Origin of the sequence: Micromonospora sp. SH-82, from assembly GCF_051132485.1 — a bacterium.
In the GTDB taxonomy this organism is placed as follows: domain Bacteria; phylum Actinomycetota; class Actinomycetes; order Mycobacteriales; family Micromonosporaceae; genus Micromonospora.
The window spans coordinates 2,113,133-2,133,603 of record NZ_CP148049.1; the positions used below are offsets into that span (position 1 = coordinate 2,113,133).

General features: G+C 72.6%; 20 protein-coding genes. 12 read left to right on the forward strand and 8 right to left on the reverse strand.

From position 1 onward, the window contains the following. Window positions 1-3 precede the first annotated feature (3 nt). Window positions 4-1,236: a serine hydrolase domain-containing protein gene (locus WHN02_RS09790; protein ID WP_434743039.1), complete on the reverse strand. Its 1,233-nt coding sequence runs from the start codon at window positions 1,234-1,236 to the stop codon at window positions 4-6. A gap of 101 nt (window positions 1,237-1,337) precedes the next feature. Between WHN02_RS09790 and WHN02_RS09795 the strand changes: the two genes are divergently transcribed. The 3 genes from WHN02_RS09795 to WHN02_RS09805 all read left to right on the forward strand — a co-directional run bounded on the left by WHN02_RS09795 (window position 1,338) and on the right by WHN02_RS09805 (window position 3,409). Next, window positions 1,338-1,787: a pyridoxamine 5'-phosphate oxidase family protein gene (locus WHN02_RS09795; protein ID WP_434743040.1), complete on the forward strand. Its 450-nt coding sequence runs from the start codon at window positions 1,338-1,340 to the stop codon at window positions 1,785-1,787. Window positions 1,788-1,968: 181 nt separating this feature from the next. Next, the gene (locus WHN02_RS09800) at window positions 1,969-2,925 is read left to right on the forward strand and encodes a hypothetical protein (RefSeq protein ID WP_434743041.1); all 957 of its coding nucleotides are present in this window, start codon (window positions 1,969-1,971) and stop codon (window positions 2,923-2,925) included. Between the two features lie 103 nt (window positions 2,926-3,028). Beyond that, the gene (locus tag WHN02_RS09805) at window positions 3,029-3,409 is read left to right on the forward strand and encodes a hypothetical protein (RefSeq protein WP_434743042.1); all 381 of its coding nucleotides are present in this window, start codon (window positions 3,029-3,031) and stop codon (window positions 3,407-3,409) included. Here the strand turns inward: WHN02_RS09805 and WHN02_RS09810 are convergent. Next, window positions 3,364-4,083 (reverse strand): MIP/aquaporin family protein, encoded by a 720-nt coding sequence (locus tag WHN02_RS09810; RefSeq protein WP_350895342.1) that lies wholly within the window; start codon window positions 4,081-4,083, stop codon window positions 3,364-3,366. The genes WHN02_RS09805 and WHN02_RS09810 overlap by 46 nt on opposite strands. Before the next feature lie 163 nt (window positions 4,084-4,246). Between WHN02_RS09810 and WHN02_RS09815 the strand changes: the two genes are divergently transcribed. Both WHN02_RS09815 and WHN02_RS09820 read left to right on the forward strand, forming a co-directional pair. After that, window positions 4,247-4,534: an adhesin gene (locus WHN02_RS09815; protein ID WP_434743043.1), complete on the forward strand. Its 288-nt coding sequence runs from the start codon at window positions 4,247-4,249 to the stop codon at window positions 4,532-4,534. A gap of 118 nt (window positions 4,535-4,652) precedes the next feature. Next, window positions 4,653-5,537 carry a sulfotransferase domain-containing protein gene (locus tag WHN02_RS09820; protein ID WP_434743044.1) on the forward strand — a complete coding sequence of 295 codons (885 nt, stop codon included), beginning with the start codon at window positions 4,653-4,655 and terminating at the stop codon, window positions 5,535-5,537. A gap of 101 nt (window positions 5,538-5,638) precedes the next feature. Here WHN02_RS09820 and WHN02_RS09825 read toward each other — a convergent pair whose 3' ends face one another. The 3 genes from WHN02_RS09825 to WHN02_RS09835 all read right to left on the reverse strand — a co-directional run bounded on the left by WHN02_RS09825 (window position 5,639) and on the right by WHN02_RS09835 (window position 8,295). Further along, a complete protein-coding gene (locus WHN02_RS09825; protein WP_434743045.1) occupies window positions 5,639-6,178 on the reverse strand; it encodes a PepSY domain-containing protein in 540 nt (179 codons plus the stop codon). 120 nt (window positions 6,179-6,298) lie between these two features. Then, window positions 6,299-7,603 (reverse strand): sensor histidine kinase, encoded by a 1,305-nt coding sequence (locus WHN02_RS09830; protein ID WP_434743046.1) that lies wholly within the window; start codon window positions 7,601-7,603, stop codon window positions 6,299-6,301. After that, the gene (locus tag WHN02_RS09835) at window positions 7,600-8,295 is read right to left on the reverse strand and encodes a response regulator transcription factor (protein WP_434743047.1); all 696 of its coding nucleotides are present in this window, start codon (window positions 8,293-8,295) and stop codon (window positions 7,600-7,602) included. The genes WHN02_RS09830 and WHN02_RS09835 overlap by 4 nt, the downstream gene beginning before the upstream one ends. Window positions 8,296-8,398: 103 nt before the next feature. Here WHN02_RS09835 and WHN02_RS09840 point away from each other — a divergent pair, with 103 nt between their 5' ends. The 7 genes from WHN02_RS09840 to ctaD all read left to right on the forward strand — a co-directional run bounded on the left by WHN02_RS09840 (window position 8,399) and on the right by ctaD (window position 16,711). Beyond that, window positions 8,399-8,932 carry a septum formation initiator gene (locus WHN02_RS09840; RefSeq protein WP_434743048.1) on the forward strand — a complete coding sequence of 178 codons (534 nt, stop codon included), beginning with the start codon at window positions 8,399-8,401 and terminating at the stop codon, window positions 8,930-8,932. A 100-nt stretch (window positions 8,933-9,032) separates the two neighbouring features. Beyond that, window positions 9,033-9,959 (forward strand): hypothetical protein, encoded by a 927-nt coding sequence (locus tag WHN02_RS09845; protein WP_434743049.1) that lies wholly within the window; start codon window positions 9,033-9,035, stop codon window positions 9,957-9,959. A 197-nt stretch (window positions 9,960-10,156) separates the two neighbouring features. Further along, complete coding sequence (locus WHN02_RS09850; RefSeq protein WP_350895335.1) at window positions 10,157-10,549, forward strand: cupin domain-containing protein; 393 nt, start codon at window positions 10,157-10,159, stop codon at window positions 10,547-10,549. Between the two features lie 39 nt (window positions 10,550-10,588). Next, window positions 10,589-12,370: a glycoside hydrolase family 15 protein gene (locus WHN02_RS09855; RefSeq protein WP_434743050.1), complete on the forward strand. Its 1,782-nt coding sequence runs from the start codon at window positions 10,589-10,591 to the stop codon at window positions 12,368-12,370. 431 nt (window positions 12,371-12,801) lie between these two features. Continuing rightward, a complete protein-coding gene (locus WHN02_RS09860) occupies window positions 12,802-13,587 on the forward strand; it encodes an aldo/keto reductase (RefSeq protein ID WP_434743051.1) in 786 nt (261 codons plus the stop codon). A 112-nt stretch (window positions 13,588-13,699) separates the two neighbouring features. Beyond that, window positions 13,700-14,812, forward strand: a complete 1,113-nt coding sequence (locus WHN02_RS09865) for an FAD-dependent monooxygenase (protein WP_434743052.1) — start codon at window positions 13,700-13,702, stop codon at window positions 14,810-14,812. A 141-nt stretch (window positions 14,813-14,953) separates the two neighbouring features. After that, the gene (gene ctaD, locus WHN02_RS09870) at window positions 14,954-16,711 is read left to right on the forward strand and encodes an aa3-type cytochrome oxidase subunit I (protein WP_350895330.1); all 1,758 of its coding nucleotides are present in this window, start codon (window positions 14,954-14,956) and stop codon (window positions 16,709-16,711) included. Window positions 16,712-16,885: 174 nt separating this feature from the next. Here the strand turns inward: ctaD and WHN02_RS09875 are convergent, their stop codons facing one another. The 3 genes from WHN02_RS09875 to WHN02_RS09885 form a co-directional block, all read right to left on the reverse strand. Further along, window positions 16,886-18,415: a hypothetical protein gene (locus tag WHN02_RS09875; RefSeq protein WP_434743053.1), complete on the reverse strand. Its 1,530-nt coding sequence runs from the start codon at window positions 18,413-18,415 to the stop codon at window positions 16,886-16,888. A gap of 125 nt (window positions 18,416-18,540) precedes the next feature. After that, window positions 18,541-19,767, reverse strand: coding sequence for an MFS transporter (locus WHN02_RS09880; RefSeq protein WP_434743054.1), 1,227 nt, complete (start codon window positions 19,765-19,767; stop codon window positions 18,541-18,543). A 64-nt stretch (window positions 19,768-19,831) separates the two neighbouring features. Next, window positions 19,832-20,413, reverse strand: coding sequence for a nicotinamidase (locus WHN02_RS09885; protein WP_434743055.1), 582 nt, complete (start codon window positions 20,411-20,413; stop codon window positions 19,832-19,834). Window positions 20,414-20,471 lie beyond the last annotated feature (58 nt).

Sequence of the window (20,471 nt, forward strand, 5' to 3'; positions counted from 1 at the left end):
GCCTCAGTCCACCAGGGCGGAGTAGACGAGTTGCCGCAGCTGCGGACGCAACGGCCAGGTGCTGGAGGGGACGAGCTGGGCGAAGAGCAACGCCGTGACCTCCTCGACCGGGTCGACCCAGAAGGCGGTGCTGGCCATCCCACCCCAGTAGTACTCTCCGACGCTGCTCGGCACCCGACTGGGGACCGGGTCGATGATCACCGCGAACCCGAGTCCGAAACCGACCCCGGCGAAGGTGCTCTCGGCGAACCCACCCACCGAGAGGTCCTCCAGGTCCCGCCCGCCGGGCAGGTGGTTGCGGGTCATGAACCGCACCGTACGGGGGCCGAGCAGGCGTACCCCGTCCAGTTCCCCGCCGCGCAGCAGCATCTGGGTGAACCGGTGGTAGTCGGCGGCGGTGGAGATCAGACCGGCCCCACCGGAGAGGAGGGTCGGCTCCTCCCGGACCAGGGCACCGAGCCGGTCGTGGCGCACCGCCCGCCCGGTGCGCGGGTCCGGCACGTGGAGGGCGGAGAGCCGATCGGCCTCCTCCTCCCCGACGTGCCACCGGGTGTCGGTCATGCCCAACGGGCGCAGGATCCGCTCGGCGAAGAAGGCGTCGAGGCGCTGCCCGGAGACCACCTCCACCAGTCGGCCCAGGACATCCGTGGCGACCGAGTAACCCCAGGCCGTGCCGGGTTGGAACAGCAGCGGGAACTCGCCGAAGACGGTGGTGGCCCCGGCCAGGTCCACCCCGGGCGGGGGCCCCAGCTCGTAGCCGGCCGCGCGGTACAGCCCGTCGACCACGGAGGTCTGCATGAACCCGTACGTCAGGCCGGCGGTGTGGGTGAGCAGGTGCCAGATCCGGATCGGCTCGGTCGCCGGCACCGTGTACGGCTTGAGCACCGACCCCTTGGAGTAGACCCGCATGTCGGCGAACTCCGGCAGCCAGCGGCTGACCTCGTCGGTCAGCTCGAACCGGCCCTCCTCCCAGAGCAGCATCGCCGCGACCGAGGTGACCGGTTTCGTCATCGAGTAGATCCGCCAGAGGGTGTCCTCGACGACTGGTGCCCCGGTCTCGACGTCGCGGACCCCGTAGGTGCTGGAGTGGGCGATCTCGCCCCGACGGGTGACGACGATCTGCCATCCGGCGAGCCGACCGTCGTCGACGTACCTGCCGAAGTGGTCGTCGATGCGGGCCAGGCGGCGGGGGTCGAGGCCGATCAGATCCGGGTCGGTGGTACGCGAGACGCTCACCCGACCGAACCTACTAGCCGGTACGGACAGCCCGGAAGTGTCACAGGTCGACAGTGAAAAAGGTGACGTCGGGTGGCAGGTATGGGCGGCAGGGTGGGGGCATGACGTGGTGGTCGGAGTTGGTGGAGTCGGAGCCGGAGTTCGCCGAGCGGGTGCGGTCCCGCTTCGCGGTACGCAAGCACGGGACGATGGCGACGGTGCGTCGGGACGGGTCTCCCCGGATCAGTGGAACCGAGTTCGGGTTCTCCGCCGGGCAGGTGCGGTTGGGCTGCATGGCGGGGTCGGTCAAGGCGCAGGACCTCCGTCGTGACCCCCGGGTGGCGTTGCACTGCCCGACGGAGGACGCCTCGGAGCAGGACCCCTCCGGGTGGCCCGGGGACGCCAAGATCTCCGGGGTCGCGCACGAGGAGTCCCCGGGGGAGGACGGGTCGCACCGGTTCCGGGTCGAGTTGACCGCCGTGGTGCTGACCCGGGTCGGTGACCCACCGGACCATCTGCTGATCGAGAGCTGGCATCCGGGCCGGGGCCTGGTGCGACGTCTGAGGCGGTGACACCTGCCGACCCCCGTCGACGGACCGGTGACGAACCGGTGACAATATCGCTCGGTTTCCATCCGGCACCGGAGTCGGTCCGGTGTGAACGTTCGTCGACGTCCGTCCGGTGCCCGTACCGCTGCACCGGAGCCGGGGTCGGACGACGGCGACGCGCGGGTGGTGGGGGAGTGGAGGTCAGGTGGCGGCGATCGACGGCGACCAGACGGGTCGGCACCACGGCGAGCCGGGACCTCCCCGCACCGGTGGGGCCGTCACGCAGGGCGGTGTCGGTGAGCGCAGTCGCAGTGCCGTCCGGCGGCGGGCCCGCAGTCGGCGGCGTCGACGGGCGGTGGAGGGCCTGACGGTGGTGGTCTGCCTGGTCGGCCTGGTCACCTACCTCGGTCGGGGAGCGGGCCGGGAGTCCGGGGTGCAGCACGCGGTCCTCCCGGACGGACCGGCCGGGGTGCAGCGTCCGGTCACTGTGGAACGCCCGCCCATGGGGACACCCGCCGTGGCCTCACCCGGGCTCAACCCCCGCGTCCGTCCCGACCCCACCCCGCCGCCGACCACCCCCGTCCTGGACCCGCGTCCGTCCCCGCCGCCCTCGGAACGCCAGGTGCTCACCGTCACCCGGGTCGACCTGCCCGCGACCGTGGACCTGACGGCGGACGGCCCCCGCGACTGGGTGCACCTCGGCCTCCGTGGGGCGGACTCGACGGTACGCAAACGGGACGGCTCCGGCGCGGTCGCGGTCGACGGGGGACGTGGTGCCCGGTCGGGACACGACACCAACCCGGAGCTCTTCGGCTGGCGCGACGGGGCCGAGGTGGCCCACCAGGCCGGTACGCCGCACGGCGTCCACACCTGCGGGGTGGGCAACGGGTTCCTGCTCACCGTCGCCGGGGACGGGGAGATCCGGACCGTGCGGATCTACGTCGGGGTGTGGATGGCGCAGGGGCGGTTGACGGCCCGACTCGGGCAGGGCGGGCCGCCGGCCGCCGTGGAGTTGGAGGATCCGCACACCGAGCACACCACCGCCTTCGACGTGCGGTTCCGGGCTGCCTCCGGGGACCGGTTGAGCCTGTCCTGGACCACGGTGCGGTCCTTCGATCCGGACTGCGGCAGCGTCAGCCTCCAGGCCGTCGCGCTGCGCTGACCCGTCGGGACCGCCCCCGGGACAGTTTGTCCGTCGTGACCCCCGTCGACGGGCATAGCTTCGTGGATGGTCCGAACCGACATCCACTGTGGAGGACGTCCCGATGAGCAGCAGAGCGCTCCGTACCGCCCAACCCTTCGGTGAGGTGCTACGGGAGATCCCGCTGCCGCCGTACGTCACCGGCGAGGACGTCCAGTTCGCGGTCCGGGCGGTGGTGGTGCACGCGCCGCAACGGTGGTCGGGAGGCACCGTCTGCCGCAACGACGCCAACCCGTTCCCGTGCCGGCTGCACCGGTGGGGACGCCGGGTCCTGGCGCTGCGGGGTGTCTCGCCCGCCGTCGTCGACGAGCTGATCGAGCGGGGCGACCCCACCGCCCAGGTGCCGGTCGCCTCGGCGTTGCCCGACGGTCGGAGCCGGGCCGCCCGGGGCCGACCGGGTCAGGGTTGGGCCGGTCTGGAGGCCTTGTCCGCGCCGCCCCAGTAGCGCGACCGGCGTTCCAGCACCAGGGGGGCGACGAGTGCGGCGAGCGCACCCCCGAGCATGGGGAAGACGATGAAGAGCCAGAGTTGTCGCAGCGCCGCCCCGCCCTCGAAGATCGCCGGTCCGAAGGACCGGGCCGGGTTCACCGAGGTCCCGTCGAGGGTCAGGCCGACGAGCAGGGCCGCGCTGAGGGCCACCCCGATCGCCACCCCGGCGAGGCCGGCGTGCTCGGAACGACTCGTCACCACCAGGACCACCAGGACGAACAGGAAGGTCAGGATGGTCTCCAGGAACATCGCCCCGCCCCGGCTGATGTTCGCCCCGTACCCGTTGGTGCCCAACGCCCCGGTCTGGTCGGCCACCCCGCCCCACCGGGTCAACGCCCAGAGGAAGAACGCGCCGACGGTGGCCCCGGCGAACTGGGCGATCCAGTAGGCGACCGCCCCGATCGGGGAGATCTTGCCGGCGATCAGGACGCCGAGGGTGACCGCCGGGTTCAGGTGGCTGCCGGAGAGCGGCCCGAAGGTGTAGACCAGCGCGATCAGGACGAACCCGAAGGCGAGGGCCACCACCACCACACCGCCCTGCACGCGGGCTGCCACGGCGCTGCCCACGCCGAAGAAGATCAGTAGGAGTGTGCCGACGAATTCGGCCGTGTACCGCCTGGCATCGTCCATGAGGTCAGCCTAGGAACGCCCACGGTGCCGGCCGGACAAAACCGAAGAATCGTGAAACCGTGTCACTCGTGCGAGATGTCGTGGTCGGCCGGGTAGTGTCGGTCGGGTAGGGCAACGTAACCGCGCTCGTCGTCGAGCCGAAGGATCCACGAGGAGTTCCGTCATGCTCACCATGACCGACAACGCCGTGCTGGTCATCCGGGACCTCGCCGCTCAGCAGGACGTCCTCGACGAGGGCGGGGTACGCATCGCCGCCGACTCCGAGGCGGGCTCCCTGACCATCGAACTGGTGCCGGAGCCGGTCCAGGGCGACCAGGTGGTGGACAACTCCGGCGCCCGGATCTTCCTCGACTCGGACGCCGCCGAACTGCTCAACGACTCCTCCGTCGACGCCGAGGTCGACGACGAGGGGGTCATCCAGTTCGGGTTCACCGAACGCGACGTCCGGTAGCCGCCGCCCGTCCGACACCGCCCCTTCCCGCCCGGGCCCCTTCTCACCCGGCCCCTTCTCGCCCGGCCGCCGAAGCACGGGTACGTCGTCCCCGCGACCTGTCGACTATGGTCGGCCGGTGGGTGTCGAACCGTACCGTTATCGATCGCCGGACGAGGACAGCGCCCGCTGGATCGGGTTCCCGTTCCGCGACGGCGACATCGTCGTCAGCACCCGGTCCAAGAGCGGCACCACCTGGATGCAGATGATCTGTGCCCTGCTGGTGTTCCGTTCCGTGGAGCCACCGGCGCCCCTGCACCGGCTCTCGCCCTGGCTGGACTGGCTGGCCGAGCCCCGGGACGAGGTCCTGGCCCGGCTCGCCGCCCAGTCCCACCGCAGGTTCGTCAAGACCCACACGCCCCTGGACGGGGTGCCGCTGGACCCTCGGGCGACGTACGTGGTGGTCGCCCGGCATCCCCTCGACATGGCCGTCTCCCTCTACCACCAGTCGGCCAACCTGGATCAGAACCGGTTGCGGGAGCTGACCGGGCAACCCGAGCCCATCGGCCCGCAGGTCCGGCCCTCGGCGGCCGACTGGCTGCGGTCCTGGATCGACCACGAGGTCGACCCCCGGGAGGAACTGGACTCACTGCCCGGGGTCCTGTTGCACCTGACCGACGCCTGGGCTCGGCGGAGCCGGCCCAACGTCGTCCTGGTGCACTACAGCGACCTGCTGTCCGACCTGGCCGGTGAGATGCGTCGGTTGGCCGACCGGCTGGGCTTCGACGTGGCCGAGGGGGAGTGGCCCGCCCTGGTGGAGGCCGCGACCTTCACCCGGATGAGGGAGCGCGCCGACCAGCTCGCCCCCGACCCGGTCGGTGTGCTGCGGGACCGGGCGGCCTTCTTCCGGTCGGGCACCTGGGGCCAGGGCCGAGACCTGCTCGACCCCGCCGACCTGACCCGGTACCGGCACCGGGTGGCCGCCCTCGCTCCACCGGACCTGGTGGCCTGGCTGCACCGCTGACCTGCGTACGCCGAGCGCGACGAAGGGCCCCGCCACGATCGTGGCGGGGCCCTTCGAACGCCTCGACGCCTGCGGCGTCACCGGGTGAGGCTCACCGGGGGTCAGTCGTCGTCCCGGTCGTCATCGTCGTCGTCATCGTCGTCATCGTCGTCGTCCCGGTCGTCGTCGTCATCGTCGTCGTCGACCGGCTCCTTCTCGGCCTTGACCACCGAGCCGTTCTCCCGGTCCACGTCGATCTCGTGCTCGGTGGTGCCGTTGACGATCTCGACACTCCACACCGGACGGCCGTCCTCGCGCTCCCGGTCGATGTCGGTGATCCGGCCGCCACCGGCCTTGGCGAGGGCGATCTCCCCGGCCCGCTCCCGACTGATCTTGTCCTCGGTCGGTGCGCTGCTGGACCCGGGCGCGACCGACTCGGTCGACGTCGGGGTGGCCGCCCGGCTGGTGGCCGTCAGGCCCGGGGCGGGGGTCTCGGTACCCGGAGCGACGGTCGGCTCGGTGGTGGCCGGGGTTTCGGTCGCCGCCACCAACGCGGTGTTCGCGCTGGTGTTCGAGGTCTTGTCGGCGGCGACGCTGCCCAGCGCCACCCCGGTGACCGACAGGACCGCCACACCGCCGATCGCCGCCAGCGCCAGAGACATCCGCTTCATGGTTCTCACTTCCCTTCCTCGGTTGCTGCAATCGAGGATCCGTCCTGGGCGGATAGCGGCGCGCTGTCCGAATGCTAAGGCCGGGTTAAGACCGTCGGACCGGGGTCGCGGTCAGGCCGCCACCGGCGGATTCGGGGTGTCGGGGGAGCGCGGTGGGCCGAGCCGGAGCAGGATCCGGGCGCCGCCGGTCGGACCGTTGCGGATCTCCATGGCCCCGCCACTGGCCTGGGCGGCCCGCCGGGCGATGTCCAGGCCGAGCCCGGTGGAGTTGCCGTGGCTGGCACCCCGTCCGACGGTGTCGGCGGGGATGCCGGGTCCCTCGTCGGCGACGGTGAGCAACACCTGTCCGCCGTGCGGGGCGAGACTGACGGCGAACGGGGTCTCGTCGGGGGTGTGCGCGAAGACGTTGCCGAGCAGGGCGTCGACCGCCGCCTCCACCTCGTCGGCGGGCAGCCCCACCGGAAGCGGTCCCTCGGCCAGGTCGAGGGTGACGGCACGGCCGGTGTCCTCGGCGAGGACCGACCAGAACTCCACCCGCTCGCCGACGATCGCCGCCGCGTCCGAGGCGGCCACCTCGGCGGTCGGGGTACGCCACCGGGCCTGCCGGATCACCCCGGTGACCGCCCGCTCCAACCCGTCGACGGCGGCGGTGACCCGGGAGGCGTCCCCCGGATCACGCAGCGACTCGGCCTCCAACCTGAGTGCGGTCAGCGGCGTACGCAGCCGGTGCGACAGGTCGGCCACCTGTTCGCGTTCCTCCCGCAGCAGCACCTGGATCCGTCCGGCGAGATGGTTGAGCGCCCCCGCCACCTCGCGTAGTTCGGGTGGCCCGGCGGGCACGACACGGGCGTCGAGTTCGGCGTTGGCCAACCGGTGCGAGACGGTGGAGAGGTCGGTGATCGCCCTGACCAGGCTGCGGGCCAGCCGGTCGGCGACGGCCAACCCGATCAGCACCAACAGCAGACCGAGCAGGGCCAGGACCAGCCAGGCCCGGTCGACTCCACGGGTCAGCTCGGCGGCCGGCACCACGGTCCGGATCACCCCGGTCCCGTCCTGGCGACCCTGGACCGCGATGACCACCTCCCGTCCCCCGTCGAACTCCGCGGTGAGGCTCTGCCCCTGGGCGGCGAGGTCCACGGCGGGGGTACGGGGGGCCGCCGCCCCGAGGACGGTCCCGTCGGGCAGGAAGATGCTCACCGACCGTCGCGAGTCGACCACCAGTTGTTCGACGGTCAGCCGGACGGTCTCGGTGTCGGCCGTACCGACCACCGGCACCAGGCTCTGCGCGTCGGCGGTGGCCCGGACGGTGGCCCGGTCGGCGGTGACGTCCCGGATCAGCAGGGCCAGTGGCACCAGGAAGGCGGTCAGGACGAGCACCCCGACGGCGGCGGCCAGCAACGCCAGGCGGCCCCTCACGACTGGACCCCGGGATCGGCCAGGCGCACCCCGACCCCGCGTACGGTGTGCAGGTACCGGGGGCGTTGGGCGCTCTCGCCGAGCTTGCGGCGCAGCCAGGACAGGTGCACGTCGACTGTCTTGTCCGCCCCGCCGTACGGGATCTGCCAGACCTCGGTCAGCAGTTCCCGTTTGGTGACCACCTGACCGGGACGTCCGGCGAGGTGGTGCAGCAGGTCGAACTCGCGGGGGGTCAGCTCCACCGGCGTACCGTCGAGGGTCACCTGCCGGGACCGGGGGTCGACCCGCAGCCCCCCGACGGAGATCGTGGGGTCGTCGGCCTCGGCGGCGGACGGCCCGCGCCGCAGCACCGCGCGGATCCGGGCGTCGAGCTGCGCGGCGGTGAACGGCTTCACCACGTAGTCGTCGGCGCCCGCGTCGAGCGCCCGGACGATCTCCGTCTCGTCGTCGCGGGCGGTCGCCACGATCACCGGTACCGCGCTGACCGCCCGGAGCATCCGCAACAGCTCCCGGCCGTCCAGGTCGGGCAGACCCAGGTCGAGGACGACCAGGTCCGGGCGGTCGTCCAGCGCGGATCGCAGCCCCTCCATCGCGGTGGAGGTCGCGGCCACGGCGTGGCCCCGTTCCCGCAACGCGCGAACCAGAGGGGTACGGATGGTGAGGTCGTCCTCGACGAGCAGCAGGCGGGGCACACCAGGCAGGCTAGCGGGCCGGTCACCAGGGGCCTGCGTCCTTAACCATCCTTTATCCCCCCGCTGAGCCCGGCCCAACGTCCGTTCGGGGATAGTCGGGGGCATGGGTCGACGCACACTCCTCGCCACCGTCGGGTGGCTGGTCACCGCCGTTCTCGCCACCGGCATCGGGCTCGGGGCGATCCGGCTGGTCGGTGAGGGCATCACCGGCACCCCCGGTGGGGTCCTCAGCCAGGAGGAGATCGAACGGGCGTTGGCCAGCCCGCCCCCGGCCGCCCCGACCACCTCGGGGAGCCCGGCCACGCCGGGAGGCCCGTCCACCACCCCGGGAGGCCCCGAACCCGCCACCGGCGGACCCGAGGCGTCGCCGTCGGCGACAGCCCCCGCCCCGACGGCCACCACGCCGAGCGCCCCCCGGCGGGTCTTCGCCGTGCCGGGGGGATCCGTCGTGGCCGAGTGCCAGGGCGCCGAGGCCCGGCTGGTCAGCTGGACGCCCGCCCAGGGTTACCGGACCACCGACGTCGACCGGGGGCCGGACGACGACGTGGACGTGACCTTCGAAGGGCCGGGCGGCGAGTACGAGCTGAAGGTGGAGTGCCAGGGCGGCGTCCCGGTGGCCGTTCCCGACGACGACTGACCGGAATCCCCGGCCGACTCCGGTGGGGGCGGGTCTCCCGTCCCCACCGCAGTCGTGCCGAGGGCCGGAGGATGTCGGTCCACTGTGGCACGATCCCCGGGTGCGTCGTCCCCACTGGTCGGTCGGCCTCCTCGTCGCGGCCGCCGTCCTGACCTGCGTGCACCTCGTCGGTGCCGCCGTCACGTCCCCGCTGCTGCCCTCCGCCCCGGTGCTCGTCTGGGCCGCCCTCCTGGCGTACGCGGTGGTGGCGGGGTGGTCGGCTCCCGGTCCGGTCCGGTCGGCGATGGTGGCGGTGCCGGTGGCCATGGGCGTCCCGGCGGTGGTCGACCACACCCGACGACTCCTCGCCGAGGCGGGCGGCTACGGCTGGACGGGCTACAGCGGAACGTCGGGGCTGGCGTCGGGCTGGACGTCCCGCTGGTGGGAACTGGTCCCGGCGCTGGGCGGGTGCCTCGCCCTGGGGGTGCTGGTGTGGCGGCTGCCGGTGCCGGCCGGCCGGTCTCCGACCCCGGGGGACCGGGTCGTCGCCGCCGTCTGTGGTGCCGGATTCGTGGCGTACCTCGCCTACGACCTGCGGCACCGGTGGGTGGCGGAGGACAGGTGGACCCCGGCCGGGTTCGTCGGCACCGCCGCGCCGGTGGTGCTGCTCGCCGTGGTGCTGCTCGTGCTGGGTCTGGTGCTCGTGGTGCGGTGTCGGGCCCGGGTGGTCGGGGTCGGTGCGGCGCTGCTCGCCGTGGCTCTGGCGGCGGCCCCCTGGCCGGTGCAGTGGATCACCGATTCGTGGTCCGGGGCGGGGTCGGGTCCCCGGACGGGCGCGTACCCCGGGGGCGGCGTCGGAGCGCCCGAGCTGGTGCTGCCCGTTCACGGGCCGGCGCTGGTGCCGTTGCCCGAACACACCTCGCTCGCGGTGCTGCCGGCCCTGGTGCTGGCGGCGCAGGTGGTGGCGGTCGCGGTCCTGCTGGTCGGCCTCGGTCGGGGGGCCGGATCCCGGACACGAGCGCACGGCGCCGTCCGACGGAGGTCGTGACGTCGCCGCGCTCTGGCCGTCTCCCACCCTCGCAGCCCAACGGCGGTACGCAGGCGGGGACCTGGCTCGTCCGGCACCAGTGCTCCGGACAGCCCTTCGATCCCCCTTCCCGAGGTCTCCAAACCCCCGATCGGCGAGACCTTCCACCATCTGCGAAGCCCGGCGTGGACCGGGCCGGGACCGGGTATGAGGCGGACATGGAACATTTCACTATCGCCACCGTCGCCGAGAAGAGCCCGGACTTCCGGCGGGTGCTCTGGACCGGGCAGCAGACCCAGCTCGTCATCATGACGATCCCGCCGAACGGAGAGATCGGTGAGGAGGTCCACGAGGGCATCGACCAGATCCTGACCTTCGTCAGCGGCACCGGTGAGGCCCGGGTCGCCGGCGAGACGAAGGAGGTCGCCCAGGGCGACCTGGTGGTGGTGCCCGCCGGGACGAAGCACAACTTCGTCAACACCGGGCCGAACCCGCTGGTCCTCTACACGGTGTACGGGCCGCCGGAGCACGCCGACCAGGCGGTGCACCGGACCAAGGAGGAGGCCGACCGGGCCGAGGCGGCGGGCGAGGACGAGCCCCCGACCTCCTGACGTGGGTGAACCCGGCGCCGGGCGGGGTATCCGGGGCGGATGCAGCCTCCCGTCTCCGACTACGCGTTCCTGTCCGACTGCCGGTCGGGGGCGTTGGTCGGCCGGGACGGCTCCGTCGACTGGTGGTGCCCGACCCGGTTCGACGGACCCTCGGTCTTCGGTCGGCTCCTGGACACCCGGGCCGGGCACTGGCGGATCGCGCCGACCCGGCCCGGACGGGTCGAGCGGAACTACCACTCGGGAACCCTGGTCCTGCGTACCGTGCACCACACCGCGCAGGGGAGCGTCGCGGTCACCGACGCCCTCGCCGCCGAGCCCGGTGCCCGGGGACACGAGCTGGGTCGGGACTCCCCGGCCGTGCTGCTGCGGGTGGTCGAAGGGCTGACCGGGCGGGTCCCGATGCGGTCGGACTACGCGCCCCGCCCGGAGTACGGGCAGCTCACGCCGTACCTGCACGAGGTGTTGGACGGTTCGGTCCTGGCCGCCGCCGGTCGGGTCACCCTCCTGTTGCGCGGCGGCGGGGTGACACTGCGCGCCGACCACGACCGGGTACGCCACGACTTCACCGTCTCGGCCGGGGAGACCGTCGCCTTCGACCTGGCGTACGCGCCCGCGTACGGGCATCCCCCGGCCCGACTGGAACCGGTGGCGGCGCTCGCCGACACGGTGGCGGCCTGGGAGGCGTTCCGGGAGACCCACCGGTACGACGGGGAGTACGCGGATCTGGTCCGGCACAGCGCGACGGTGCTGACCGGGTTGACGTACGCCCGCAGTGGCGCTGTCGTCGCGGCGGCGACCACCTCGCTCCCGGAGCGGATCGGTGGTGACCGCAACTACGACTACCGGTACTCGTGGTTGCGTGACTTCGCGATGACCATGCGGGCGCTCTGGGTGGCGGCCTGCCCGGAGGAGGCGGACCGGCTGTTCGCCTGGGCGGCCCGCTCGATCGGGCGGATCGGGGCGGCCCCGGTGCCGGTCCTGTTCGGTCTGGAGGGGGAGCGGTACCTCGCCGAGCACGACCTCGAACACCTGCGCGGCTACGCCGACAGCCGTCCGGTACGGGTGGGCAACGGGGCGTGGCGGCAGCGGCAGCTCGACGTGCCGGGCGAGGTGATCCTGGCGGTGTGGCGGCTGCACGAGTACCTCGGTGAGACCTTCGCCCCCGAGCTGCGGGAGATGGTGGTCGACCTCGCCGAGCAGGTCGCGTCCACCTGGCATTTGCCCGACCGGGGGATCTGGGAGGCGCGGGACGCCGACCGGCACCACCTGTCGTCGAAGGTGTTCTGCTGGGTGGCGTTGGACCGGGCGGTGGCGTTGGCCCCCCGGTTGGGGGAGCGGGCCGATCCGGGCCGGTGGGGGGCGATCGCCGAGGAGATCCGGGCCACGGTGCTGCGGGACGGGTGGAACGAGGAGGCCGGCGCGTACACCGCCGTGTTCGGGTCGGCGGAGTTGGACGCCTCGGCCCTGGTCCTGCCGCTGGTCCGGTTCCTGCCCGCCACGGATCCCCGGATGCGGTCCACCATCGCGGCCGTCGAGCGGACTCTGGGCGTCGGTGACGGGCTGGTACGGCGCTGGTCGTCCGACCCGGCGGGGTTCGTGATGTGCTCGTTCTGGCTGGTGGAGTGTCTGGTGCTGGCGGGTGAACCGGATCGGGCGCGGGAGTTGTTCGAGCGGGTGTCGACCCACGTCAACGACGTCGGGTTGTTCAGTGAGCAGATCGACCCGACCACCGGGGCGCAGCTGGGCAACACCCCGCAGGCGCTGTCGCACATCGGGTTGATCAGCGCGGCCTGGCGGTTGACCGAGCCGTCCACCGACTGAGGGTCCCGGCGCTCCCGGCGCTTCCGGCGCTTCCGGCGCGTACACAATGTGAACTCTGCAACATTTCTGCAAACTGAACTCATTGACGGTGCTGGCTGGGCAGACCTAGCCTGAGCGCAACCGGAAAGCCCTTTCCCCGGGTGGTCCGACCCGTGACATCCCGATCCGAAGCGTGGGCTCCGGCTCGGAACCCGGTCCTCGGCAACCCGTCCTCACCCGTACCGGTCACTCCATCGGTACGGGTGGCCGGGGACCGCCACGCCACCGAGCCCGTGCCCGCGGCCGGAACCGGATCCGGCTGCGGGCACGTCCGGCCGGGGTCCGGTGTCGACGACCCACGCGTCGACGCCGGACCCCGGTGCGTCGCCCGTCACCGTCGGCCGGTCGGGCGGGCAGGATTCGCCGCCGTGATCAGGGGTAGAACACCGGTCATGACCCGCCTTGACCAGCCCACTGTCGCCCTCTCCGACGACGTACGGATGCCGCTGCTCGGGTTCGGGACCTGGCAGGCCACCGGGGAGCAGGGGTACGAGGCGGTCCTGGCCGCACTCGACGCCGGCTACCGGCACATCGACACCGCCACCATGTACGGCAACGAGGCGGAGGTCGGTCGGGCCGTCCGGGAGAGCGGGCTGCGCCGGGAGGACGTCTTCGTCACCACCAAACTGCCACCGGACCGGGTCGGCCGGGAACGGGAGACCATCGAGCAGAGCCTGCGGGCGCTCGGCCTCGACCAGGTCGACCTCTGGCTGATCCACTGGCCGCCCTCCGCCGGGTCGGACAGCGTCCCGGTCTGGCGCGAGCTGCTCGCCGCCCGGGACGCGGGCCTGACCAGGGCGGTCGGGGTGAGCAACTACGACACCCCCCGACTCGACGAGTTGATCGAGGCGACCGGGGAGGCCCCGGCGGTCAACCAGATCAAGTGGAGCCCCTCGCTGTACGACAGGCAGCGGCACCGGGAACACCGGGACCGGGGCATCGTGCTGGAGGGTTACAGCCCCTTCAAGAGCACCGACCTGGCCGACCCCGTGCTGACCCGGATCGCCGCCGCACACGACGTCTCGCCGGCCCAGGTGGTGCTCCGGTGGCACGTCGACCACGAGATCGTGGTGATCCCCAAGTCGGTCACCCCGGATCGGATCAGGGTCAACGCCGACATCTTCGCCATCTCCCTGACCGCCGAGGAGATGCGCGACATCGACGCGCTCGGGACGTGACCACGACCTGCCGGGACGGCCCACCGGTCGACCGCCTCTGGCGTGCGACGATCGCACGGAGTAGTGTCTTGCCTTCAACGCGTCCCGCACCCCCTCGGAGGCGTACACCGCGATGGGTGGTTCCCCCCTGCGTGTCCTCATCGTCGGCGCGGGCGTCGCCGGGCTCGCCGTGGCCCGGGCACTGCGAATGGCCGGCATCCGGCCCGACGTCACCGAGAAGCGCCCCCCGGCCGACCTCGTCGACACCGGTCTCTACCTGCCCGGAAACGCCGCTCGGGCGCTGCGTCGACTCGACCTCGACGGCCCCGTACGCCCCCTCGGGCAGCTGATCCACAGACAGCGGTTCCTGGACGTCACAGGTGACCAGCTCTGCGAGGTCGACCTCGGTTCCCTCTGGAACGGCGTCGGCGAGTGCCGCGCCCTGCCCCGACTCGAACTGCACCGGGTGCTGCTCACCGGGGCCGGCGGGGCGGTCCGGCACGGTGCCGAGGTCACCGGTGTCGACGTCCTCCCCGACCGGGTCGGGGTCACCTTCGGCGACGGCACCACCGACGAGTACGACCTGCTGATCGGGGCCGACGGACCCCGGTCGTCGGTGCGTACCCTGGCGGCCCTCGGTGGGCCGGCCCGCCCGGCCGGTCAGGTCGTCTACCGGGCCGTGCTGCGGGGCGGCCCCCGGGTCACCGAGTGGACCGCCCTGCTCGGTCAGCGCTCCGGTTTCCTGGTCGTCCCGATCGGGGCCGGTCGGCTCCACGTCTACGCCGACGAGGCCGGCACCGAGCTGCCCGCCGACCCCCGCGCCCGACTCCGTGAGCTGTTCGCCGGGTACGGCGGCCCGGTGCCGCAGGTCCTGGACGCCCTGACCGACGTGGAGATCCACGCCGAACGCACCGACGAGGTCGAACTCGGTCGCTGGTCACGGGGGCGGGTCCTGCTGGTGGGGGACGCCGCCCACGCCACCGCCCCGACCCTGGCCCAGGGGGCGGCGATGGCGTTGGAGGACGCCGTGGTGCTCGCCGACTCGCTGGCCGGGTCGGACACCGTCGAGGCGGCGCTCACCGCGTACGAGGGTCGCCGTCGGCCGCGTACCCGATGGGTGCGGGACCGGACCCGGGACCGCAACCGGACCCGTGACGTCCCGCCGGCGCTGCGTGATCCCCTCCTGCGCGGACGGGGCGGACGGATCTTCGGGGAGCACTACCGGCTCCTCGTCGACCCGCTGTGATCGACCGGACGGCATGGGGTGTCACCCCGCCGCACCCCCGAACCGCGTTCCGACCTGCCGGGGACTATCCTCCTTGCGGATGACGGCTCGCAGATCAACAGTGCGCAGCCGAGCGGGACAACCGAGAACCGGAGGCCATTCGTGACCACCGTCGCACCCAAGCCGGTCGTGACCCGGCCCTGGCCGGTCCGAGAGCCGGTCAAGGGGTCGGCCCTCGCGCGGTTGCTGCGCACCACGGACGCGAAGCAGATCGGGATCATGTACATGATCACCGCGTTCGTGTTCTTCATGATCGGTGGCCTGATGGCCCTGATCATGCGGGCCGAGCTGGCCTTGCCCGGGATGCAGTTCCTCTCCCCGGAGCAGTACAACCAGCTGTTCACCATGCACGGCACGATCATGCTGCTGTTCTTCGCGACGCCGATCGTGTTCGCCTTCGCCAACTACGTCGTGCCGTTGCAGATCGGTGCTCCCGACGTCTCCTTCCCCCGGCTGAACAGCTTCGCCTACTGGCTCTACCTGTTCGGCGGCACGATCGCGGTGGCGGGCTTCCTCACCCCGGGTGGGGCCGCCGACTTCGGCTGGACCGCCTACACGCCGCTGAGCAGCGTCGAGCACTCCCCGGGCGTCGGCGCCAACATGTGGATCGTGGGTCTGGCCATCTCCGGTCTGGGCACCATCCTCGGCGCGGTCAACCTGATCACCACGATCCTGACCCTGCGGGCACCGGGCATGACCATGTTCCGGATGCCGATCTTCACCTGGAACATGCTGGTCACCAGCCTCCTGGCGATCCTGGTCTTCCCGCTGCTGGCCGCCGCGCTCTTCGCGCTCGCCGCCGACCGCATCCTCGGTGCCCACATCTACGCCCCGGAGACCGGCGGCCCGATGCTCTGGCAGCACCTGTTCTGGTTCTTCGGCCACCCCGAGGTGTACATCATCGCGCTGCCGTTCTTCGGCATCATCAGCGAGATCATCCCGGTCTTCTCCCGTAAGCCGATCTTCGGTTACAAGGGTCTGGTCGCCGCGACCATCGCCATCGCCGCCCTGTCGATGAGCGTCTGGGCGCACCACATGTTCGCCACCGGCCAGGTGTTGCTGCCGTTCTTCAGCTTCCTGAGCTTCCTGATCGCCGTACCGACGGGGATGAAGTTCTTCAACTGGATCGGCACCATGTGGCGGGGTCAGATCAGCTTCGAGACCCCGATGCTGTTCGCCGTCGGCTTCCTGGTGACGTTCCTCTTCGGCGGCCTCAGCGGTGTGCTGCTGGCCAGCCCGCCGCTCGACTTCCACCTGCACGACAACTACTTCGTGGTGGCGCACTTCCACTACGTGCTCTTCGGCACGATCGTGTTCGCCGTCTTCGGCGGGATCTACTTCTGGTTCCCGAAGATGTTCGGCCGGATGCTCGACGAGCGCCTCGGCAAGGTGCACTTCTGGCTCACCATGATCGGTTTCCACACCACCTTCCTGGTGCAGCACTGGCTCGGCAACGAGGGCATGCCCCGGCGGTACGTCGACTACCAGGACATCGACGGCTGGACGACGCTGAACATGATCTCCACGATCGGCGCGTTCATCACCGGTATCTCCACGCTGCCGTTCATCTACAACTGCTGGAAGTCGTACAAGGCCGGCCCGGTGGTCGAGGTCGAGGACCCGTGGGGCCACGGCAACTCGCTGGAGTGGGCGACCAGCTCCCCGCCGCCGCTGCGCAACTTCGACAAGATGCCCCGGATCCGGTCCGAGCGTCCGGCGTTCGACTACAAGTTCCCGGAGCTGGCCGCCGGTGGCCAGTCCCTGGCCGGTCCCCCCGAGGGCGGCTCGAAGCCGCTGACCAGCGAGTCCAACGGTGGCGCCAGCTACCAGGAGGACACCGCGACCCTCGACCGGAACTGACGCGACGAGCCCCGACGGCGCCGCACCCCACGAGGGTGCGGCGCCGTCGCCGTCGTACCCCACGTGGGTGCGGCGCCGTCGCATCCGCTGCGGCTCGGCCTGGTGGGGCGGGCGCGTCCCGGCCTGGGTGGGCACCAGGGCGTCGCCCGGTAGGTCCGCCGGCCGCCCCCGGACTCAGTCGGTCAGGCCCAGACTGACCAGCACCGCACCCTGGTACAGCGGGACCGGTTCACCGGTGCCGTCCAGCCGGACCAGGACGATCTGACTGCCCGCCCCCCGGGCCCGCAGGCTTCCCGCCGGTCGCAACGACACCAGCAGGTGCGCGCCGTCGGGGGTGGGCAGGAGGTGGGACACCACCTGGTCGTCGGTGGCCCCGGTGGACACCTCGACCCGCTCGGCGTCCACCCCGCCCACCAGCAGCCGGTCCTCACGGGTGCCGCCGTCGCCGTCGTCGAACCGGTAGAGCAGCCGCCCGTCGGGCAGTCCCATGGGCGGGCGGACTCCCTGCGGGGCGGTCACCGCCCGCCCCCGGGCGTCCAGGCTCACCGACTCGCCCCCGGGCTGGAAGGTGATCGTCCGGTCGACGACCCGGACGGAGTTCGCGGTGACCGATCCGGGTGCCGCGGTGAGCCTGCCCTCATCCAGGTCGACAGTCCACACCCGGACCGGGCGGGTCTCGTTCCGGTCGCCGCCGACCGACTCGGCGACCACCGCGTGGGCGTCGTCGGCCACGGCCACCACCTGCCCCCGGGGTGCGTCCGGCCCGGTCACCGGGCGTACCGCACCGGTGGCCAGGTCCAGCAGCACCAGCCGGTAACCCTCACGCGGCACGGAGACCAGAGCCCGGGTGCCGTCGGGGGTGAACGTGACACTGCCGACCGGGCCGAGCAGATCCCGGACCGTCCCGTCCACCCCCAACCGGGTCACCCGGCGCTCCCGCTCGACCAGACGCACGTACGCGTAGCCGCCGGGGCCGACCGCACCCTCCGGCGTACCCCGGGCGGTCCGGGCCTGCGTGGGGGTCGTCGCGCCGGAGGTGGTGTCCACGACCGTCACCCGGTCGGTGCCGGCCCCGGAGACGAAGAGGTACCGCCCGTCCGGGGTCACCCCGAACGGGGCGTCGGACAACTCGACCCCGGCGCTCGGCACCCCCGTCGCCAGGTCGACGCCGCCCCACCGTCGGTCCGGGGTGTTCGACCACAGGATCCCCCCGGTCGGCGCGGCGGTGCACCGGGCCTCCGTGGCGGGTCGGCGGATCTGCCCGTCCCTGCGGACCACCAGGCACCGGCTGCCGGTGACCGCCAGGTCGGTGCCGACCGCTGTGACGGTGTCGGCCGAGCTGTGCTCGGGCAACTCCGTGTCGTGTAGCCGCCCGTCGGCGACGAAGGCGTCCCGGGGGTCCTCGGCGAGCCCTCGCGCCACAGTCGGGGCCAGGGGGTCCCCGACCCCCACCCGGACGTGTCGGCGGGCCGGAGACACCCCGCTCAGGTCGTCGCCGAAGCGGTCGACCGGGTACAACCCCTGGAGGTCGGAGCGGCGGTCGTCGGGCACGTCACCGAGGAGGACGGCCGGACCCAGGCCGGTCACGCCCGGGGGCAGCTCGCCCACCCGGACCGGCCCACCCTCGTCGACCGGCCCCGAGCAGGCGACCAGCCCACCCATTCCCGCCGCCAGGAACACCGCCACCACCCGCCGACCACTCATGGGGCCATCCTGCCCGCCGTCGGCAACCCCGGCAGGTCGGCGCAGTGTCGCCCGCCGTCGCAACCGCTGTGGTTCAGGGGGCGCCCGCCGTCGGACCCGGCGGGTCGGGGCAGGGGGCGGGCGGGTCAGTGACCGACGTCGACCGGGACGAGCCCGGGGACCGTCGGCGTCGGCGGGGGCCGGTCGGACCGGCGACGGCGCAGCTCCACCGGGAGGACGGCGAGCGCGACCAGGAGCCCCAGGACGCCGGTGACCACGAAGCCCCACAGCGGGGCGGTACGGTCGATGACGGCCCCGGCCAGCGGCGCACCCACCGCCATCCCGACGGTGACGGCCGAGCCGTGCAACCCCATCACCATCCCGCGTACGTCCGCCGGGGCGAGGGTGCTGACCAGGTCGGCGGTGGCCGCGAGGGTGGGTGCGCAGAGCATCCCCGCCGGGATCAGCGCCAGGCAGAGCAGCCACCACGCCCCGCCGCCGAGCCCCACCGGGACGGTGCAGGCGCTCAGGCCGACGAGCAGCAGCAGTGGGGACACCGACCGGTTGAGCGATCCGTAGGTGAAGCCGCCGACGAGGGAGGCGACCGCCCACCCGGCGAGCACCACACCGGTCCACCCGACAGCCCCGTTCTCCCGGAGGACGGCGACCACCGCGACGTCGGTGCCCGCCAGGACCACCGTGGCGGCGGCGCTGATCGCCAGGACGGCGAGCAGGCGGGGGTTGAGCCACTCCCGGTAGGGCAGCCGGCGCGGCGGTAGCGCCGCCTCCCCGGCGCTACGGACCGGCGGGTCGAGCAGCCAGAGGACGACCCCGGAGACGACGATCCCGACGCCGACCGCCCAGAGGGTGGCCCGGGCCGAGATGGTGGTGGCCACCGCCACCGCCAGGGCGGGACCCACCATGAAGGAGAGCTCCATCGACATGGTGTCGAGCGCGTACGCCGGCCGGCGGCGCTCCGGCGGGACGAGGGCGGCGATCGACTGACGGATCACCGAGTAGACAGGCAGCGCCAGCAGACCGGCGAGGAACGCGGCCGGTAGGAGCAGGGTGTACGACAGGGCCGCCGCCGACGTCCAGAAGACCGCCTCGGCGACGGTGGTCAGGGCCACCACCGGACGGAGTCCGTACCTGTCGATCAGCCGCCCCAGCAGGGGATTGCCCAGCGCGGCCCCCACCGTGAGGGCCGCGCCCACCAGACCCGCCGCGCCGTACCCCCGACCGAGGTCGAGGACGACGTAGAACGTCACCGTGACACCGGCGGACGCGATCGGCAGCCGGGCGAGCACCGAGACCAGCAGCAGCGACCGGAGACCGGGCAGCGACAGCGCCTCCCGGTAGGGCTTCAGATTCATGGTGATGCGTACCTCCGGGCGTCATCTTCGACCCCGGATACGACATCCACCAATCACTTTCCGGTTATGCGCTCTGGATCACAGGGGTGCCCCGGAGCGTCACCCCGGCCCCCTCCATCGCCCGCAGCGCCACGTCGGTGGTGGCGGGGGCCACGGCGGCGGTCAGGTCGAGCAGGACGGTGGTGGCGAACCCCTCCCGGGCGGCGTCCAGGGCGGTGGCCCGGATGCAGTGGTCGGTGGCGATCCCGACCACGTCGACCCGGTCCACGTCGTGTCGGCGCAGCCAGTCGGCCAGCCCCTCGCCGTCGGTGGCGTGTCCCTCGAACCCCGAGTACGCGGCGGCGTGCTCGCCCTTGTGGAAGATCTTCTCGATTCGGCCGGTCTCCAGTTCCGGGTGGAACTCCGATCCGGTGGTCCCCACCACGCAGTGCCGGGGCCACGAGTCGACGAAGTCCGGCGGGTCGCCGAAGTGGGCGCCCGGATCGACGTGGTAGTCCTTGGTCGCCACCACGTGGTCCCACCGGTCCGGCTCGGCGGCGAGCAGCCGGGAGACGGCGGCCGCCACTCCGGCCCCGCCGCTGACGGCCAGGGAGCCGCCCTCGCAGAAGTCGTTCTGCACGTCCACGATGATCAGTGCACTGCCCACCGGGGTTCTCCTCTCGCTCTGCGGGGCCGACCTCAGCCCCGGGGTACGACTGCGGGCT

Bases quoted from the DNA above. Each gene is read 5' to 3' on its own strand.
- WHN02_RS09795 (WP_434743040.1), top strand. From the start codon at position 1,338: ATGACGTGGTGGTCGGAGTTGGTGGAGTCGGAGCCGGAGTTCGCCGAG.
- WHN02_RS09805 (WP_434743042.1), top strand. From the start codon at position 3,029: ATGAGCAGCAGAGCGCTCCGTACCGCCCAACCCTTCGGTGAGGTGCTA.
- WHN02_RS09810 (WP_350895342.1), bottom strand. From the start codon at position 4,083: ATGGACGATGCCAGGCGGTACACGGCCGAATTCGTCGGCACACTCCTA.
- WHN02_RS09815 (WP_434743043.1), top strand. From the start codon at position 4,247: ATGCTCACCATGACCGACAACGCCGTGCTGGTCATCCGGGACCTCGCC.
- WHN02_RS09825 (WP_434743045.1), bottom strand. From the start codon at position 6,178: ATGTCTCTGGCGCTGGCGGCGATCGGCGGTGTGGCGGTCCTGTCGGTC.
- WHN02_RS09840 (WP_434743048.1), top strand. From the start codon at position 8,399: ATGGGTCGACGCACACTCCTCGCCACCGTCGGGTGGCTGGTCACCGCC.
- WHN02_RS09850 (WP_350895335.1), top strand. From the start codon at position 10,157: ATGGAACATTTCACTATCGCCACCGTCGCCGAGAAGAGCCCGGACTTC.
- WHN02_RS09855 (WP_434743050.1), top strand. From the start codon at position 10,589: ATGCAGCCTCCCGTCTCCGACTACGCGTTCCTGTCCGACTGCCGGTCG.
- WHN02_RS09860 (WP_434743051.1), top strand. From the start codon at position 12,802: ATGACCCGCCTTGACCAGCCCACTGTCGCCCTCTCCGACGACGTACGG.
- WHN02_RS09865 (WP_434743052.1), top strand. From the start codon at position 13,700: ATGGGTGGTTCCCCCCTGCGTGTCCTCATCGTCGGCGCGGGCGTCGCC.
- WHN02_RS09875 (WP_434743053.1), bottom strand. From the start codon at position 18,415: ATGAGTGGTCGGCGGGTGGTGGCGGTGTTCCTGGCGGCGGGAATGGGT.
- WHN02_RS09880 (WP_434743054.1), bottom strand. From the start codon at position 19,767: ATGAATCTGAAGCCCTACCGGGAGGCGCTGTCGCTGCCCGGTCTCCGG.